Source organism: Acinetobacter sp. YH12201, assembly GCF_013418145.1.
Classification (GTDB): Bacteria; Pseudomonadota; Gammaproteobacteria; order Pseudomonadales; family Moraxellaceae; genus Acinetobacter.
This window is the reverse complement of the sequence record NZ_VPCP01000033.1, coordinates 1-18195: the sequence shown is the minus strand read 5'-3', so window position 1 is coordinate 18195 and position 18195 is coordinate 1. Positions and strand designations below refer to the sequence as shown.

Genomic DNA, 18195 nt, shown 5'->3' with positions numbered 1-18195 from the left:
TTAAAAACTCAGTAATTTTTAAACGCGCTTTTCATATTCCATCTCAACAAAATATTCACACTTTTATTGGATATTTAAAGTCATTGTTCTATTAGAGTGCTTGGAAATATTACTTTTCAGCAAAGATCAGACGTTTGTATAAATTCATTGAGGCTTTTAAAAAGTCCAGAATACCAACTCTCTATACTTGTCATTACTCCAAAAAATAAGGGCTGATAAATCAGCCCTTATTTTCAACTACTTATTCAATCAAGACAATTGAGCAGCAGCAATTTTCTTAGTATCGATGTCTTTAGCAGCATCTGTATACTCGCCCATCTTGTCGAAGTTCAAGTATTGATAGATGTCAGCAGACATGCTGTCAATTTGAGCTGCATATTGTTGATATTCTTCTGGAGTTGGTAATTTACCAAGTACAGCAGCAACAGATGCAAGTTCAGCAGAAGCTAAGTAAACGTTAGCGCCTTGACCTAAACGGTTCGGGAAGTTACGAGTAGAAGTCGATACACAAGTTGTGTTCGGAGCTACACGTGCTTGGTTACCCATACATAATGAACAGCCTGGCATTTCAGTACGAGCGCCAGCTTTACCATAAATGTTATAGAAACCTTCTTCCATCAATTGGTGCTCGTCCATACGAGTTGGCGGAGCCAACCATAAACGAGTAGACAATACGCCACCAGGTACTTTATCAAGTAATTTACCAGCAGCACGGAAGTGACCAATATTCGTCATACATGAACCAACGAATACTTCGTCAATCTTAACGCCTTGAACGTCAGAAAGAAGTTTAGCGTCATCTGGATCGTTCGGGCAGCAAAGAACAGGTTCAGTGATTGTAGCTAGGTCGATTTCATACACTTTAGTGTATTCAGCGTCAGCATCAGCTTTAAGAAGTGATGGATTCGCCAACCATTTTTCCATGTTCTCAACACGACGAGCCATAGTACGCGCATCGCCATAACCTTGAGAAATCATCCATTTCAACATCGTGATGTTAGAACGGAGGTATTCAGCAACTTTCTCTTCAGAAAGCGTAATTGAACAACCAGCAGCAGAACGTTCAGCAGAAGCATCAGAAAGTTCGAATGCTTGTTCTACTGTTAATTCAGTTTCCATTTCAGTCAGGTCGATTTCTAGGATACGACCAGAGAAAATGTTTTTCTTACCTTTTTTCTCAACAGTAAGATCGCCTTCTTGGATCGCACGGTAAGGAATCGCATGTACAAGGTCACGTAGAGTGATACCAGGCTGCATTTTACCTTTGAATTTCACAAGAACAGATTCAGGCATGTCTAGTGGCATAACACCAGTCGCTGCAGCGAACGCTACAAGACCAGAACCTGCTGGGAATGAAATACCGATTGGGAAACGAGTATGTGAGTCACCACCAGTACCAACGGTATCTGGAAGAAGCATACGGTTTAACCAAGAGTGAATAATACCGTCACCTGGACGTAATGAAACACCACCACGGTTCATGATGAAATCAGGAAGCGTGTGTTGCATTTGTACGTCAACTGGTTTTGGATACGCAGCTGTGTGACAGAAAGATTGCATTACCAGGTCAGCAGAGAAGCCCAAGCAAGCCAAGTCTTTCAATTCGTCACGAGTCATCGGACCAGTTGTATCTTGAGAACCAACAGTTGTCATCTTAGGTTCGCAGTAAGTACCTGGACGAACACCTTGACCTTCTGGAAGACCACAAGCGCGACCTACCATTTTTTGAGCTTGAGTGAAGCCTTTACCAGTATTCTCAGGTTGAACTGGTGTACGGAATAAAGTTGAAGGTGCAAGACCTAAAGCTTCACGCGCTTTACCAGTCAAACCACGACCAATGATCAGGTTGATACGGCCACCAGCACGTACTTCATCTAACAACACTGGAGTTTTAAGCTCAGACTCGGCAATTTGAGCGCCATCTTTGAATGCAGTTACTTTAGCAGCAGCATGGTCGATTTTAAGTGTGATCTCGTCGCCCATGTTCATGTTGGTAACGTCAATCTCGACTGGTAACGCACCAGCATCTTCCATTGTGTTGAAGAAGATCGGAGCAATTTTACCACCTAAGCAGTAACCACCGTCTTTTTTGTTCGGGATGTGAGCAATTTCGTCACCAAAGAACCAAAGAACAGAGTTAGTTGCAGATTTACGAGAAGAACCTGTACCAACTACGTCGCCTACGTAAGCAACTTGGTTGCCTTTCGCAACAAGTTCTTTAATTTGGCTTAATGGACCAACTTCACCTGGTTTTTCAGGATTGATGCCATCACGTTCGTTTTTCAACATCGCATTTGCATGTAATGGGATGTCCGGACGGCTCCAAGCATCTTGAGCTGGAGACAAGTCATCAGTGTTAGTTTCACCAGTAACTTTGAATACAGTTAATTTGATTTCTTCTGGAACGTCTTTACGGCTAGTGAACCATTCAGCATCAGCCCAAGACTGCATAACAGCTTGTGCATTTGCATTGCCCGCTTTCGCTTTGTCAGCTACGTCATGGAATGCATCAAATACAAGAAGAGTTTTTTTCAATGCATCAGCAGCTAAACCTGATAATTCTGCATTGTCTAAAAGTTCAACTAAAGGCGCAACGTTATAACCACCAAGCATAGTACCCAGTAAGTAAACCGCACGTTCTTTAGAAACTAATGGCGAAGTCGCTTCACCTTTTGCCACAGCAGCTAAGAAAGCAGCTTTAACATAAGCAGCTTGGTCAACACCTGCTGGAACACGATTTTCAAGCAAGTCAACTAAAAATGCTTCTTCTCCAGCTGGTGGATTTTTTAATAGCTCAACCAAGTCAGCTGTTTGAGCATCGTCAAGTGGCTTCGGTGGGACTCCGAGTGCGGCACGTTCTGCAACGTGTTGGCGGTAAGCTTCTAGCACAGTGTTATTCCTCTTTTTTAAAAAATTATTTACGAATTCCAGCTTATGCAAAGCTTCGCAAATAATATGGACTGCTAAATTTTACTAAAATTCCAGTTAAAAGTTAATGCAACTACAGTGTTTCTTTGTGATGCCCATTATTTTATAGCTAAATAATGGGCATATCGATTACACAATAAGCAAATCCTTCACTTTTAAAGCTTTTTAATGATGAAAAAAGTTACTTTTAATGGAACATTCAACACAAAAAAGACAACTCCATGTTGCCTGTTTTGCTTATATAAAAATATTCAACCTTAGTGGACAGTGGTGACTGTTAAATATTGAGCTAATTCTGCACGATTCCCGGTAAATTTAACTGCACATTCATCTTCAAACAGGCCTTGATATTGATTACTGGCGAATGAAATATCAACTAAATAACGAGGATAATGCTGATCTGCCAACTTTCTGCGCAGAAACACTTTATCTCCCACACTCAGGACATAATTTGCACCACCAATAATTGCTACACCGTGCTCATCTTCCAAGAGCAAATCTTCATGATGTAAGTAGCCAATCACATCCATATTTCTACTCCAGTCATTATAATTCTTGATTTCATTATTCAATAACAAGATAAGCTTTTCTATATTTTTACTTAAGCAAATGTGACAATTTATTTTTTAATTTGCTTAGGCTATTTTATGCATCAATATAAAAAACCGTTCATTAGAACGGTTTGTAATTTGGCATTTTGTCATGCGGCGTGGCGATACATTTTTCAGTAATTTTCTGCTTGAACTGATTACGGCTTGCTTCCGGATCTTTATTAATTTCATCTATAGGAAATGCATAGACCTGTTCAATAATATCCAGAATAAAGGTTTTGGTGATTTCATCTTCAATCTTGTTGGCGTGTTCTATAGCGGCCTCTTTGGTAATGGTATTTTGACGATCATACATAATATTGTTTGCCGCATTACCCATACTCGTACAATAGCCTTTCCACTGCTCTTCAGGTGTTAGCGGCTTCTTTTCAGCACAGCCCACCAAGGCAACCAATGCCATCAAAGTGAATAACTTTTTCATCAATATTCTCCTATTGCCCCCTATCATAATCAAAGTTCATGAAAATACGAAATCATCAAAACAAGATATCCCCAAAAATCATGAGCAAACTAAAATCAAGTACATAAAAATAAGCTCTATTTTAAGTTCATGGTTTTAAAAAAGACTTTGAATTGATTTTTTTATTTTTAACTGATCTTTAAGTTATTAATTTAATTAAATATAATTATTAAGTTACAAATTTAAGCTATAAAATGCAGCAATAGGTAGCTATTCATTTGCATAATTTCAAACATAACTGTATGCTTAAAGCCAACTAGAAAAATAGTTTGCTCTGGTAAATCTTCTTGTATTTCGCAGTTTTAGTCATAATCCTTCGTTTTTCAGATTTAAAGTTCCATTCTTATTTTCAAGTTAAATTATCTGGCTTTTCAATAAGCTAAAAACATTTTTAAGGATTTTATTATGTCTAATACTGTAAAAGGTACTGTTAAGTGGTTTAACGAAACTAAAGGTTTTGGTTTTATTCAACAAGAAAATGGCCCTGACGTTTTCGCTCATTTCAGCGAAATCACTGGTAATGGCTTCAAAACTTTGGCTGAAGGCCAACAAGTTGAATTCAGCATCGCTCAAGGTCAAAAAGGCCCGAATGCTGTAAACATCGTAGCACTATAATTTAAAAATCACGCTTGCCGACTGCAAGTATGATTTAAAAAAGCGAGAGTTAAACTCTCGCTTTTTTTTGAGCTTTATAAAACGTTTATGCTCTACTCTACATTATGGTGTTTTATTGCATCATTAATCTATCCGCGTTCAATAGCCACCAATTTTTTAGCTGTAGATTGCTTTTCGTTAGATTAAGTAAAATGGCTCATTAACGAAGTGGAGCAGTAAACGGACTTTTCAATCATGACAATAACCATCGTGTAAATTGCCTGCTAAAGCATAGCCCTGACAACTCCCCCATTTGATTAAGTGGCTCATGACTGGGCTGGATTAATCTAATTTTTATCGAAGCGCTACAACGGATAAAAACAGGACACTATGCTGTATATTGCTCATGATATTAATGAAACCAGAATAAAAATGATGTGGAAATATGTTTGCATTCATGTCCCAATCATGAACAATGATGAGCCCATGATTGAATTGGGCTTTTCTTTACTCTTCAACTTCAATCGGATCGCCATCTTCAGGTCGTATATGACGAGTTCCATCATCTGCAGGGTCAACACTTGAGCCATCTTTAGTAATGGCGTTGTACATTTCATCCTCTTTCTTATCGTCGATAAATTCTTCATCTTCGAAATCTTGAGGCTCATTATCATCGTCAAAATCTAAAGGCTTTTCTTCATCTATCATGACAATCCATCACTAGTTTGATCAATCAAATATCATGCTCAAACATTCGACAGTGTTATTCAATAGTGAACTATCCTTATTTGTGTAACTGATGATGAGATATTTTGTTGTAGCTAAAACCACAAACGCAACACTTGTCTTTAATTCCGTAATGATGTAACAAGCTGTATATGGTCTACACTGCTAAAAATAATGCAAACCGATGTTGATAAAATTTTAAATATAACAAATAGTTGAGAATTTATATTCTCAAGCCATTAGAAGCGCCAGTTATAGAACACGTCTATCGCACGTTCTAGCGATTGGCTCGCTTCCAGATACAAGCGTTTATTCATTTGATAACGCAAGGTCAATTTATTCACCGGTGTAAATACCCCTACACCATAACGGATGAACAGATCCGGTGTAATATAACCTGTCACACTGACCTGAGTATCGTCTCCCGTTCCCTGTGCATCCAGCGCCAGACCACTCAGACCAAAAGTACGTCCAATCTGGTTGGTGAGAGCGCGTGTACCGCCTAAGCCCATACTGATTCCGGCAGCAGCAATGGTATTATTGACATCGGACTTAAAGCCCGCTTCCTGACTGATACCACTGGCACCTTCATTAATACGGCCGGTAATGATGGCATTTAAGGCTTCTTGTTCAGACAATCCGGCATCGTTATAGACCTGAATATTCGGACTGGTTGCTGTACCTGTTACACGCACCCCAACCAGACTACCCTGTACGGTCTTATTGGCATCGATATCCAGGGTCGGGTTATATAAAGGACCATTAAAACGTGCAATCGCACGATTCAAATCTAGGCTTTGTCCATAGGCTTCAATTTTTACCCGTTGACTGACCCCAATTGCACCATTAGCACGCATGGCGGTTTCAAGTCCGCGTTGTGAAAGATACAAACGTCCGGCCAGTGGAATACGACTATCAAAGCCCTGGAAAATCACCTGATTACCTAAATTAACCATGACATCGGCACGGATATCCCAAGGACGGGCTGCCCTTAATATTGCAAGCTGGTCTTGTCCTTCACGCACAATTCGTACATCTGAAGATACATTGATTACCGGTGCGGAAGCTTCAGGCATAGAAATCAACGCACGTGGCACATCCACCTTACCGCTTAAGCTTAATTTCTTCTTAAACGGCAGCACATCTAAAGACAAATCCGGCGTAACTACGGCGGTAATTAACGGCGCCTGACGCATAAGCAGATTTTCACCTTTTAAATGCAACTGAATGCGGGGATCATCTTTCCAATTTACACTACCAGTCAATGCACCTGCACCTTGACCACTATTAAATGCACCGTTAATGGTAGCGTGATCCTGGCGAATGGAAGAATAGACCTGAATATTGGTTAAATTCACCGGCAAGGAAATCATGCTGATCGCACCATCTTTCAGGCGCATTTCACCATTCAGCAAAGGCTGCGTTAAAGTACCGCTAATTTTTCCGGCAAAAGACAAGTTGCCCGCCAGGGAACGGACATCTTGCATAAACGGTTTAAAGACTTTCAATTGTACCTGATCGAAGGCGATCTCACCGCGCATCGGCATCCTGTCTTTATAAGGGTCGATAATGACATTGGCATAACCGGTACCAATTTCAGGGGTTTTAACATCTAAACGAACCTGTAAACCCGCAGCAATACTTTTTGCCACCACAGCAATTTCATTATATTTAAGTGTAGAACCCATATCTTGTGGATCTTCAGCTGCCAGCCCAATCACGCCATTACGGCTAACCAGTCTGGCATCAATTTTTGGCTTGCTGCCTTGTGCCCAGGCTGCTTTGGTATAACCATTGACCTTACCGGTAATTTCCAGACCTTCTGGCATAAAGGCAGCAAAGTCATTTAAATCGACATTTCGGGTAATGAAAGAAACATTGCCTCTGGTTTTGCTGACCCGTATCGGTTGATCAAAACACAACTGGCTTTGCTGACTCGACCAGCAATGTGCTCCGACAAATAATTCGCTTTTGGCAGAACTGTAAATCACCGAGGCATTTTGACGTTGTACCAAACGTGCGCGCAAGGAGTCAAAATCACCTTTCTGGATTTGTCCCAACCAGTCATTCTGTGCATTAAAACCACCAGCCAGTTGCACGTAGAATTTAGAAAGCCGGTTTTGCGCCTGTACTTTCAGGATATGGGCCTTGCGCGTTCCGGCCAGTGAAATTTCACCCTGCTGAATCTCACGTGTACCACTACGCAAGTTTTCCATTTTCGCAGTCATCAAGGTCGGGGTCGACTCAGAAGTCGGCAGCTCGCCTTGTACACGTAATTTTTTAACACTGAATAACTGGTTAAAACCGAAATCGTCTACCGCCAGATTGGCCGTCGCTTGCAAGCGTGGTTGTGATTGCACATTTAAATAGCCATAAGCACGACCACGAAGTCCACTGTATATTTCATACAAGGCCGGTGCATTGATTTTCAGTCTCAGGTTCTGGGCATTACCGGTAGCCTGAACCTGATTTTTTGCATAAGAAAGATACAAGTTGTTCGCTTCAAACTGTTGTGGCAGGAAGCCTTTTTGATTTGAATTAATCACCATCGCTAGATTTCCTGTTCCGCGAACAGGTTTATTGTTGATGATACCGGCTATATTCAGTTTCTGGATATTAATACGTTTTAAGCTGTCTGACCAAACCCCTTCAGTTTTCACGTTACCGGACAATTCACCGCGCACAGATGAGACAAAATAATGCGGTTTAAAACGTACTAAAGAGGCATTGATATTCCAACCCAAACCATTTTTAAGATAGACCAGACCACTAGCATAAATTTTTCCGGCAATACCTGAATGTTTCAGTTCATCGGCTTTAACCAGTTCAGGTGTACCGGAGATCTTGAACTTGAGCATGCCTTCGCTGGCTGGAATCTGACTGGCATTGAGTGCACCATCATAATTGACGGCAAAACTTTTAAATGCACCACCCGCTTTTTGGGTATTAAATAAAAGGGCGATGGTGCTACGACCGGTTAAGCGTACAGTTTCGTTGTTATTTTGCTGTGCTAGACGACCGGTTAAATTAATCGCATCCAGATGGATAATTTGCTGATTCGGTTTGGCAAAACCATTGGCTTTGACCTGACCATTAAGTAAATTAACTGGTGCAGCCACCGCAACCGTTTGCGGATTAAAATCTTTGGCATTGAGAATGGCATTCCATTTCAATTGACGTTTTTTGGTCGGCAAATCTACTTTGGCACTACCGCTTAAACTACCTTTACCCGCTACATAATTAAAACTCGGGATATTCAAGTCATTATTTTTGAAATTGAGCTGGGCAGTATACAAGCCTTCAGGCAACCTGCCCTTATCATTTTTGGTCACTGTAGTGGCGACATGAATATCCTGCTTGCCTTCAACCAGCGCTAATTTTACATCGCCCGATTTACTGCTGAGCCAGCCCACATAAGGCACGGCACGATCAATATTTTGCCAGGCCACATTCAATAGCATCGGATTGAGTTTTTTGCCTTTCTGCTCGGCCTGATCGAGCTTTAGATTCCATGTTTCATAACGATCAAAATCCACCAATGCGGTTAAATGCAGACCATCTTGCAAACGGCCTTTAGAGGCAATTTTTGCATCCAGACTTGGCGGCAAAAAGTCCTGAATGATTTGCGGAATCAGTTTGTCATTGGGATTGATTTTATCGACACGGCCATTCATGTCCCAGGTGACATGATCTTTCCAGCTCACCACGCCAGCCACATTCACCGCACCACTCATCAACTGACCATTTAAATTGCTAATGTCGAGCTGATGCACCAAGTCGGTATGCATACTGCCGTTATATTGACCTTGCGGAATATTTTTACCGCTTAAATCTGTAATGGCATCGACATTTAAACGCTGAATATCACCATTAAATTTAGCCACGCCATTTTTGGTATATAGCTCTTGTTCCTTCAGCAATGGCCAATGATATTTTTTAAAATTTAACTCGCCAAACATCGGCACATGTTTGCGTACCGGATGCACTACCACCCAACCGGTTAACAGGTCTGGGGTATTGGTCGCTACACCGGCCTGAATCGTATCTAAAGACCCAGTTGCAACTACTTTAATATCATGAATATTTAGATTTTTATGCAGTGCAGGTATGTTCAGATCACCCACAGCATGTAAAGGGTATTTCCCTTCAAACTTCATATTGCCCGTGGCATTTTTCACCGAAAGGTAACCCATATCCATCCGGGAATCTTCAAACTTCAGTTCAGTACCTGACCAGAGCGCGTCATTCAGGTGTATATCGTGAAACTTGACACTTGCCGAAGCGGTTTTAATCAGCAGATGATCGACATCTGCCGTATCTAAACGCAAAACAAAGGGCAAACGGATTTCATTAAATTTAAATGGTTTATCACTCGGTGGATGTTTGGTGATAATTTGCAGATTACGTACATCGGCACGATTCAGATGAATTTCTTTTTTAAGGATGGCACGCCAGCCCAGAGTGACATCCGCTCGGTCAATCTTCACGTCTACAGGTTTGAGTGTGACTAAAATATTTTTTAAGATGATGCCACTGAGCAGATTACCGCCTTCATATTCATAATGAATAATTTGCTGACGCTCTAAAACACGGTCCAGTAAAAACTTGCTGCCTTTATCGGTACTAAACATCACAGCGAAAGAAGCAATCAGCAACATAAACACGATAAGTAATGTGAATAGCACACTCTTTAAAATACGACGCTTTTTCGGTCTAGGTGTTTCCGTTTCCGGTTGCTGTTCTACTTCAGCCATAATACTCTCTAAAAACTAAGATTTATAAAAACCAGTATTTATAATTGTGAACCAATAAAAAAATGCAGACGTATTGGATGATTGTCATCAGAAATACCTGAAGCAACATCTATACGAATAGGGCCAATTGGCGATGCCCAACGCAGCCCCAAGCCCACACTGTATGCAGTAGGCGTATTGAAATCTTTATCATAAGCATTGCCGACATCGCTAAAAATGGCTGCACGCCAACCTTCTTTAAATTGATAGTTATATTCAAGTGATCCTACAGCCAGAGCCTGACCACCGATTTTAAATCCATTTTCTTCCGGCGATAGACTTTTATAGTCAAAACCGCGTACTGTCTGATCACCACCAGTAAAGTAACGCAGGTTATAAGGCACCTTGCTAAAATCTTGAGTCAAGATATAACCTAAATCACCACGCCCGACAAACTGGTGACTATCATTTTCACCCAATGAATAAATAAAACGCCAGCCTGCATTGAGAATGGCCATATCAGCATCAGACAATAATGACTCACTGCCAAGTTCGACCTTATAGGTCTGCTTAAAGCCTTTACCCGGATTGACCCGTTTATCGCTGGTCGCAAGTGATGCCTCATAACCCAACAATAAAGATTGCTGCTGGTCATTGGCATTGGCAATAAATGCATCAGGAATTTCATTGGTATTAATGGTTCCCTGTTGGGTAATCTGGTCCAAACGATAACGGAGACCAAAAGTATGTTGCCAGCTACCACGCGGTCTTTTAATAATTCTGTCAGCACCAGCCACAGCAGATTCAATCATCAGGCTATTCCCCTGTGCCACGTCATCACGTTCTTCACGTTCATAACCGCCAACGATACTGATGTAGTCATTGATAGGATCGTGATAGGGAATATTATAACGTCCATCGATAGACTGGCGAATTTGCGACACTTCCATGTTGGCATCAAAAGAATGTCCACGGCGGTTGACGATGGCACGGCGGTACTGAGCACGTAATCGTGCTCCTGTATCGGAACCATAACCTGCCCCCAGTTCTGCACTATTTAAACGATCAGCATTTAAAGTCACGATCACTGGAACTTTCTTCTCTTCACGTGCCTGAATTTTTAAACGCTCTTCTTCAGATTGTTTGGTTTCCTGCTGTGCACGCATCTGACGAAGATTTTCATCCCCTTCAGTTTCCTCTTGACCCGCAAACTGGGTTTCATCGGCTACAGATTGGGTGACTTCTTTAGCGGAAGCGACCCGTTTTTTATCCTGAACGCTAGCCTCACTTTCAGATATTTTTTGCTGATCGACCAAAGCCTGAATATCGGGCGGCAGTTCCAGCGCTTTCTCAACTGGATCTGGATGTATTGCATCCACCAGAGTGTAATTAAAATAACGCGAGTTGGTGAGGTTATTGGCTAAACCATTGACACGCCAGAAAGTATAATCGGCACCATCCTCCCAGGAAACCATGCTTTGCAGAACATCCATATCAATTGGAAATGGCTGTGACGGATCACTCATGCGGAATTCGACTGGGCCTAACTTGTAGCGTTCGCCCGTTTCATAGCGCAGGTTCACATCGACAGTATTTTGTGGCTGGGCTACTTTTACATCATGCAGGCGCCAATAGCTGTCAAAGTAACCGTTGTTGGTTGCGGCATCGCTAATACGGTTTTTGGTTTCCTCATATAGACCATGGTTGAAAATATCCCCTACATCCTGATCGGGCAAAAGCCGGATCACCTGGAACTGGGGCTGATTTTCTCCTGCACCGCTAAATTCAATATTCTGTGCTTTAATCTGTACCGGTGCATTTGTCGTTACTCTGACCCGAACACGACTTTCACTGAGTTTCTCGAATTTAAATTCGGCATTATAAAAGCCAACTGCTTGTGCAGCCTGATTTGACAATGTCCTCAACTGCGGCAATGCTGAAGGGAAATCACTAAAAGATTCCCGGGTAAAGCTGGAAAGTTTAGCTCTGATATTTTCTTTCAGATTTTCCATAGCCTGTGCATAAGCTTTGGCTGAAACGTCACTACTATTTGGTGTAGGGACAATAATGACATCAACACTGATACGATCCAGTTTGACAGTATTTAGCTGACGCGGCGGACGTATTTTATATAACCAGCGTTTAAAGAAATTCGGTTCTTCAATTTCATCAGTGGGGGCTAGTTCAGGTAAAGTTTTACCAGCTGCATTGGCTTCAACCACAATCTGGCTGTCTGCCTCAATATTCGACATCAACTGATCGATATTTACCGGTGCCTGATTAATTTCAACCAACTCTTGTTGTGTGGCATCAGAAACCGCTACCTCTGTGCCCTGACCGGCGCGGTATTGCTGGGCTTCTCGTTTCGCCTCTTCAGCAACCCGAAAAATTTCATTTGCCATTTCTGCATTGACAGGGGTGATCGGCAGTTCTTCCAGATCTTCAAATTCAATCGGCTTGAATTCTTCCAGAGGCTGGGTTGCCTGTTCTTGCTGCTCCAGCATTTTCAGGCTATCAGGTTCAGTCGGGGTTTGCTGAATGTTTTCTGGTTTTTCCAGTTCTGCACTGCTGCCCACACCCTGCTGAATAGCTTCATTTTTGAGTTGTTGCTGAAATTCTGCTTCAGTGATGATGCTATTTGGCTGAGTCACTTGTGCAAAACTGTGTTGAGCCAGTAACATGAGTAAAATACTGAGTCCGAATCGTTTATGCTCATTGTTCCACTGTAAAATGGAATTGACGCTTAAAGTAAGCGTCGTCTTTTTAAAATTCAGTTTCGAAAGCATAAAAAACTCTAAACTCATATAATATTTGTAATGGAAATGCCCAATGAAAGCTCGCTAACAAACTCAAATCTATTGGAATTTTCACTAAAGTATAGGTTAAAAACATCATACATGATTTTTATAGTGTTTTACCAAATGCTCACATTTCTTAATAAAACTTAATGAAGTCCACAAACCATGGAAAAAAATGAACATCTCTTAGGCACACGCCGGTTTTTACCGATGTTTGTCACTCAATTTTTTGGTGCCCTGAATGACAACGTGTATAAACAAGCCTTGTTACTGGTCATTACCTATGGTTGGATTAACCAGCAAACTGCCAGCGTAAGCACACTGAATAACCTTGCAGCCTTGTTGTTTATTTTACCCTATTTCATTTTCTCTGCCACAGCCGGACAGATTGCCGACAAATACGAACGTTCACAACTTGTACGGGGTATCAAGATTCTCGAAATCGTGATTATGCTGATTGGCTCGGCGGGTTTTTTACTCGGTCATTTGTGGCTTTTATTGGTGGCTTTATTTTTAATGGGTACTCACTCGACTTTCTTCGGGCCAATCAAATATGCCATTTTGCCAGAAATTTTAAAGCCCAATGAATTGATGTCCGGAAACGCCTTATTTCAGTCAGGAACTTCAATTGCCATTTTAGTCGGGATGATTTTAGGCGGTGCGGTCATTTCTGCCTCGGACGGCAATTTGTTGTGGATCAGCTTAACGATTGTGACGATTGCCTTGCTGGGATATTTTTCCAGTCGTTTCGTATTAAAGCAAAAAGTGACTTCACCAGACGTACACATTGACTGGAACTTTTTTAGAACCAGCTTTCAAACTCTGGGTTATGCCAAAAGTTTACCAATGGTGTTCCTGATTTTACTCGGCAATTCCTGGTACTGGTTTTATGGCGCAACCTATCTCACCCAAATTCCGCAGCTGACTCAACAAAACCTGCATGCTTCTGAAAATGTAGTCAGCCTGCTATTAACGTTCTTCTCTGTCGGGATTGGCGTCGGTTCATTGTTGTGCCGCAGAATTGGCGGTACAGAAGTCAATTTGAAAATGGTTCCCATTGGAGCGATTGGCTTAACCGTATTTGCTTTTTATCTGGCAGCGAGTTTGGCTTTTGTGCCAGAACGTAGTGGTGAATTACTCAGCTTGAAAGATGTTTTTACCCAAGGCTGGAGTTATTACCATGTCATGCTTGCTGTGACATTACTTGGGATTAGTGGCGGTTTTTATATCGTACCGCTTTATGCCATGATGCAGGCTTTTTCGCCGCCATCACATCGCGCACGTGTAGTTGCTGCAAACAACATTCTCAATGCCGTATTCATGGTATCCTCTGCTATATTTTCTATTATCATCTTAAGTGTGCTTAAGATTGATATTAAAATACTTTTTAGTATCACAGCGATTCTAAGCGCCATTTTCACTACATGGCTCTTGTTTAAGCTCAAGCCCATGCTTGCAGCACAGCAACAAGATGCTTTAGAGGATTAATTTTATGCGCCAATATACCGGTATTGACAAATTTATTCATTCATTTGACCAGGCACTACGCAGCCTGGTTCCGGGCACAACCTCTGCACACCGTGAAAACCCGGGGAATGAGGTTGAAACCAAACTCGGTGTCAGTGAAGCACGCCATGTGGCCGGTTTAATGCGGGTCAATCATAGCGGTGAAGTGTGTGCTCAGGCGCTTTATCATGGTCAGGCATTAACAGCCAAACTCCCGAATGTACGCCGTGAAATGGAACAGGCTGCAATTGAAGAACAGGATCATTTGGCCTGGTGTGAAAACCGCTTAAAGGAATTGGATAGCCATACCAGTTTGCTGAATCCGGTGTGGTATGGCCTGTCTTTTGGCATGGGTGCGATTGCCGGTATTGCCGGGGATAAATATAGCCTTGGTTTTGTGGCAGAAACCGAACGTCAGGTGAGCTTGCATTTACAGCATCATATCAGTCAGTTACCTGAACAGGATGAACGTTCACGTAAAATACTGGTGCAAATGAATGAAGATGAATTGCATCATCGAGATACGGCACTGAAGGCTGGCGGTGTAGATTTGCCAATACCGGTCCGTATTACCATGACCGCTATTTCCAAACTGATGACCAAAACCAGTTACTATATTTAATTGAAAGATTCATCATTCAAGCTCACTCTAAGGTGGGCTTTTTTTATGCCTATTTTAAGGTGAATGTTTATGATGCATGAGCAAGGCATAAATCATCCGCACCAGTAAAATACAGCCCACCACAGCAAGAACAATATAAATATCCTTATGATAAGGCAGTATTTTTGCCCAAAATACATGTAACCAGTGAATCTTCTACAATCCGCCACTAATCCGACACTCACTATCACAAAGAGTCAGATAAAGCAGGCAAGCAAATTCAGCAGTACATATTTTCCCAAAGGATAAGCTTTGATTCCGATAAAAATCGGCAGAAGGTTTCGGAGACCCACACGAATTGCATCAATAAAATGTTCAGCACGGGATGATTGTCGATGACACTGCTGATCTGAACAATTTTTTGTGCCAGATCATTGTTTATTGCAAAGACCAGTCTAATTTTTTTAAGCTTTTATATTTCATCAGCAGAATAAAGTGATTTCTTTGTAGATATCATCTCATCAATATGTGTTTTTAGGCTTTTATAGGCAGGGTATTATTTATATATGTCTTACTCCTTTACAATAGACTGTTTTTAAAAAACTTTTCTATCCAAAAAATAAATCTAAAAATATTAGGGCGTGTCCTCATTTGAAGAATTGTTTTTAAATACTTAAAATCCTCCTTTAAGCTCTTTTCATTTCTATATTTTTCCAATGGCACGTACTCTTCTCACCGATGATATTTGGCAGCAAATTCAAGATACTATGCGATTACACGGTTGTTACTGTTCAAAAAACAGTAGAAATATCATGGAAGCTATCTTATGGAAACTACGTACGGGTGCGACATGGCGTGATATTCTTCAAGAACTTTGCCCTTGGCAAACTGCTTACAATCGCTTTAATCGCTGGGCAAGTAAGGGATTATGGGATAAATTTTTTTTAGATTACGAGGCATTCTGGATCAGGAATGGGTATTCATTGATGGAAGCTACATACGCGTGCATCAACATGCAAGTGGAGCTCGGCATGGTTTCGAAAGAGCAATTGGACAATCACGCGGTGGACGAACAACAAAAATACATCTTGCAACCGACGCGAATGGATTACCGATTGATTTTAAAATCACTGGGGGTGACGTCCACGACAGTCAAGTTGCAAAACAACTGATTGATATTGTAGGCGAGGCAACTTATCTCATTGCTGACAAGGGGTATGATGCTGAGCACATTAGAATATGTGCCAAGAACAAGAATATGATTCCCATTATTCCGTTGAGATCAAACAGTAAGAGATCGAATAAGGAATTTGATAAATATCTATATAAATTAAGACATTTAGTTGAAAATGCTTTTGCGAGATTAAAACATTTCCGTGCTATTGCAACTCGATTTGATAAACTAGCACGCAATTATAAATCTATGATCCGTATAGCCTGCATATTTATTTGGTGCAAAGCCAAATGAGGACACGCCCTAGAAATAAACCTCCTTCCTTGTGAGTTTTAGCTTACAACACGTGTCTAAAATTTTAATGGTATGGATAGGTTTTTATAGCACCCTGTAAAGCTTCTATTTTTGTAAAATTTATACAATACGATGACCAAAACATATAAAAAGATTCATTCGTATACTTTATAAAAATAAATATTAGCTGCATAAAGAACAAAAAAACCAACAACAAAAATAATTTAAGGAGCAAGGTATGTCTACCCAGTTCAATTTTGTCTCTGTCCAGAAAAAATCAAACATCCTTTTTGATGGCTGTTCTATCAGTCATGTGATTGAGTTAACAGGTGGAAGAAAAAAAACCTTAGGTGTGATTCTGCCCACAGAGCGTCCTCTGGTTTTTGAAACTGTGGTCGCTGAACGCATAGAAATTGTTTCAGGGAGGTGTTTGGTTCAAATTGGCAACAATACAGAGAGCCAAACCTATCATGCTGGTGAATCTTTTTATGTGCCTAAAAAAACCCAATTTAAAATTATCACGGATGATATTGTCGATTACGTTTGCCATCTGGAAGACCGTTAAGTTTGGTAACAACCCTTATTACACATTAATTATAGCTAAATACTAAATAAACTATCACAATGTTTTTTGAATAATTCATCAATGTCTTTTATTCGGAACTTATTTCTAATCGACTTTACTCGTGACCACCTTGCACGATATATCGTTCATCTATTGGATTTAAGTCCGGGCTATATTTAGGAAGCCACACAATGTAATGGCCTGCACAGCGTACCAATTCTTGAAGTCTTTTCCCTTTATGAAAGGTCGCATTATCCATAATTAAAACACTGGTTTCTTTCAGCTTCGGTAATAAATCCTGTTCAATCCAGCATTCAAATACCTCAGTATTCACTGAACAATCAAATACTCCAACTGTCAGCAATCTATTCTCAGTTAATGCACCGATCGCATTGCTACAATTTTTTAACTGCCAGTTAAATTCACCTTCAGCCCTCGTTCCTTGAGGGCTATAACTATACAATCTCGTACTTTCGCTTTGAAAACCACTTTCATCGATATACACCAGTGGTAAGTGTTGTTCTAAATATTCAATCAGGTTCTGAAATTGCCGACGTTGATTTTGATCTGCTTTAGGGTGCTTTAACGTCTTTTTTTACGCGATATTCCTGCGGCATGTAGCGCATTGAATACTGCATGGGTACTGACACCAAAACGTTCTGCCCGTTCACTAATATAATCATCAGGATATTGTTCAACATCCTTCAATATTTGCTCTTTGCTGATTTTAGCTGGACGACCTGGAATTGGTTTAATCTCGGTTGATTTTTTCCATAGCTGTATCGTACGCGTGCATACCCCAAAATGTTGAGCAGCTTTACGTACTGACAGTTGATCTCTTGCCATAATTTCTATGACTTTGTCTTTAAAATCTTTTGAATATCCCATGTCTTATAGTGTATTAAATATTTGAGAACTTAGCTATAGTCAACAATAAAAAAGCCCGACATCCTGTCGGGCTTTTTCGTATGGGTTCGCTCGTTATAACTCCTGTCGTACCTGACAGTCCTTGTGCTTGTTTGTTATTATTATTTTGCAGAACTTCCTGTTCTTATTGAACTCATCATATAAAATTTACCTCTGTACACGACAAATTTCATAGGATCCTTGTCCTATCAGGCTTTTTCTTTCTTAAAATTGCTAGCACTTTCTTAAATTCTTCTTTTTTTCCAAAACCAATCAAACGTAGAATAGCCATTTGAACA

13 protein-coding genes are annotated in these 18195 nt (G+C 40.8%); 5 read left to right on the top strand and 8 right to left on the bottom strand.

The genetic code is table 11. The annotated features are described in order from the left end of the window. Positions 1-249: 249 nt before the first annotated feature. The 3 genes from FTU91_RS08345 to FTU91_RS08335 form a co-directional block, all read right to left on the bottom strand. Positions 250-2889, bottom strand: coding sequence for a bifunctional aconitate hydratase 2/2-methylisocitrate dehydratase (locus FTU91_RS08345; protein WP_086197300.1), 2640 nt, complete (start codon positions 2887-2889; stop codon positions 250-252). Between the two features lie 296 nt (positions 2890-3185). Next, positions 3186-3458 carry a hypothetical protein gene (locus FTU91_RS08340; RefSeq protein WP_180043747.1) on the bottom strand — a complete coding sequence of 91 codons (273 nt, stop codon included), beginning with the start codon at positions 3456-3458 and terminating at the stop codon, positions 3186-3188. Positions 3459-3600: 142 nt separating this feature from the next. After that, positions 3601-3960 (bottom strand): hypothetical protein, encoded by a 360-nt coding sequence (locus FTU91_RS08335; protein WP_166169877.1) that lies wholly within the window; start codon positions 3958-3960, stop codon positions 3601-3603. 444 nt (positions 3961-4404) lie between these two features. Between FTU91_RS08335 and FTU91_RS08330 the strand changes: the two genes are divergently transcribed. Continuing rightward, positions 4405-4614, top strand: coding sequence for a cold-shock protein (locus FTU91_RS08330; protein ID WP_086175076.1), 210 nt, complete (start codon positions 4405-4407; stop codon positions 4612-4614). A gap of 486 nt (positions 4615-5100) precedes the next feature. Here FTU91_RS08330 and FTU91_RS08325 read toward each other — a convergent pair whose 3' ends face one another. The 3 genes from FTU91_RS08325 to FTU91_RS08315 all read right to left on the bottom strand — a co-directional run bounded on the left by FTU91_RS08325 (position 5101) and on the right by FTU91_RS08315 (position 12838). Beyond that, positions 5101-5301, bottom strand: a complete 201-nt coding sequence (locus FTU91_RS08325; RefSeq protein ID WP_086197297.1) for a hypothetical protein — start codon at positions 5299-5301, stop codon at positions 5101-5103. Between the two features lie 257 nt (positions 5302-5558). Continuing rightward, entirely contained in the window at positions 5559-10073 is a 4515-nt protein-coding gene (locus FTU91_RS08320; RefSeq protein WP_180081762.1) for a translocation/assembly module TamB domain-containing protein, read from the bottom strand. A gap of 38 nt (positions 10074-10111) precedes the next feature. Beyond that, positions 10112-12838, bottom strand: coding sequence for an autotransporter assembly complex family protein (locus FTU91_RS08315; protein WP_180081754.1), 2727 nt, complete (start codon positions 12836-12838; stop codon positions 10112-10114). A 177-nt stretch (positions 12839-13015) separates the two neighbouring features. Between FTU91_RS08315 and FTU91_RS08310 the strand changes: the two genes are divergently transcribed. The 4 genes from FTU91_RS08310 (at position 13016) to FTU91_RS08295 (ending at position 16990) form a co-directional block, all read left to right on the top strand. Next, a complete protein-coding gene (locus FTU91_RS08310; RefSeq protein WP_180081752.1) occupies positions 13016-14338 on the top strand; it encodes an MFS transporter in 1323 nt (440 codons plus the stop codon). Positions 14339-14342: 4 nt separating this feature from the next. Beyond that, positions 14343-14978, top strand: coding sequence for a 2-polyprenyl-3-methyl-6-methoxy-1,4-benzoquinone monooxygenase (coq7, locus tag FTU91_RS08305; RefSeq protein WP_180081750.1), 636 nt, complete (start codon positions 14343-14345; stop codon positions 14976-14978). 695 nt (positions 14979-15673) lie between these two features. Continuing rightward, positions 15674-16425 (top strand): IS5 family transposase gene (locus FTU91_RS08300; protein ID WP_180081748.1). Its coding sequence is split into 2 segments (ribosomal slippage): positions 15674-15902 and positions 15902-16425, totalling 753 coding nucleotides; the frame shifts between segments, so codons are not numbered across the junction. A 238-nt stretch (positions 16426-16663) separates the two neighbouring features. Beyond that, on the top strand, positions 16664-16990 hold the full coding sequence (locus FTU91_RS08295) for a pyrimidine/purine nucleoside phosphorylase (RefSeq protein ID WP_180081746.1): 327 nt from the start codon (positions 16664-16666) through the stop codon (positions 16988-16990). A gap of 115 nt (positions 16991-17105) precedes the next feature. On the opposite strand, the gene FTU91_RS08290 is transcribed toward FTU91_RS08295, so the two are convergent. Further along, positions 17106-17495 carry a transposase gene (locus FTU91_RS08290; protein WP_180081745.1) on the bottom strand — a complete coding sequence of 130 codons (390 nt, stop codon included), beginning with the start codon at positions 17493-17495 and terminating at the stop codon, positions 17106-17108. Between the two features lie 77 nt (positions 17496-17572). Next, the gene (locus tag FTU91_RS08285) at positions 17573-17878 is read right to left on the bottom strand and encodes an IS630 transposase-related protein (protein ID WP_086199124.1); all 306 of its coding nucleotides are present in this window, start codon (positions 17876-17878) and stop codon (positions 17573-17575) included. Positions 17879-18195: the final 317 nt, after the last annotated feature.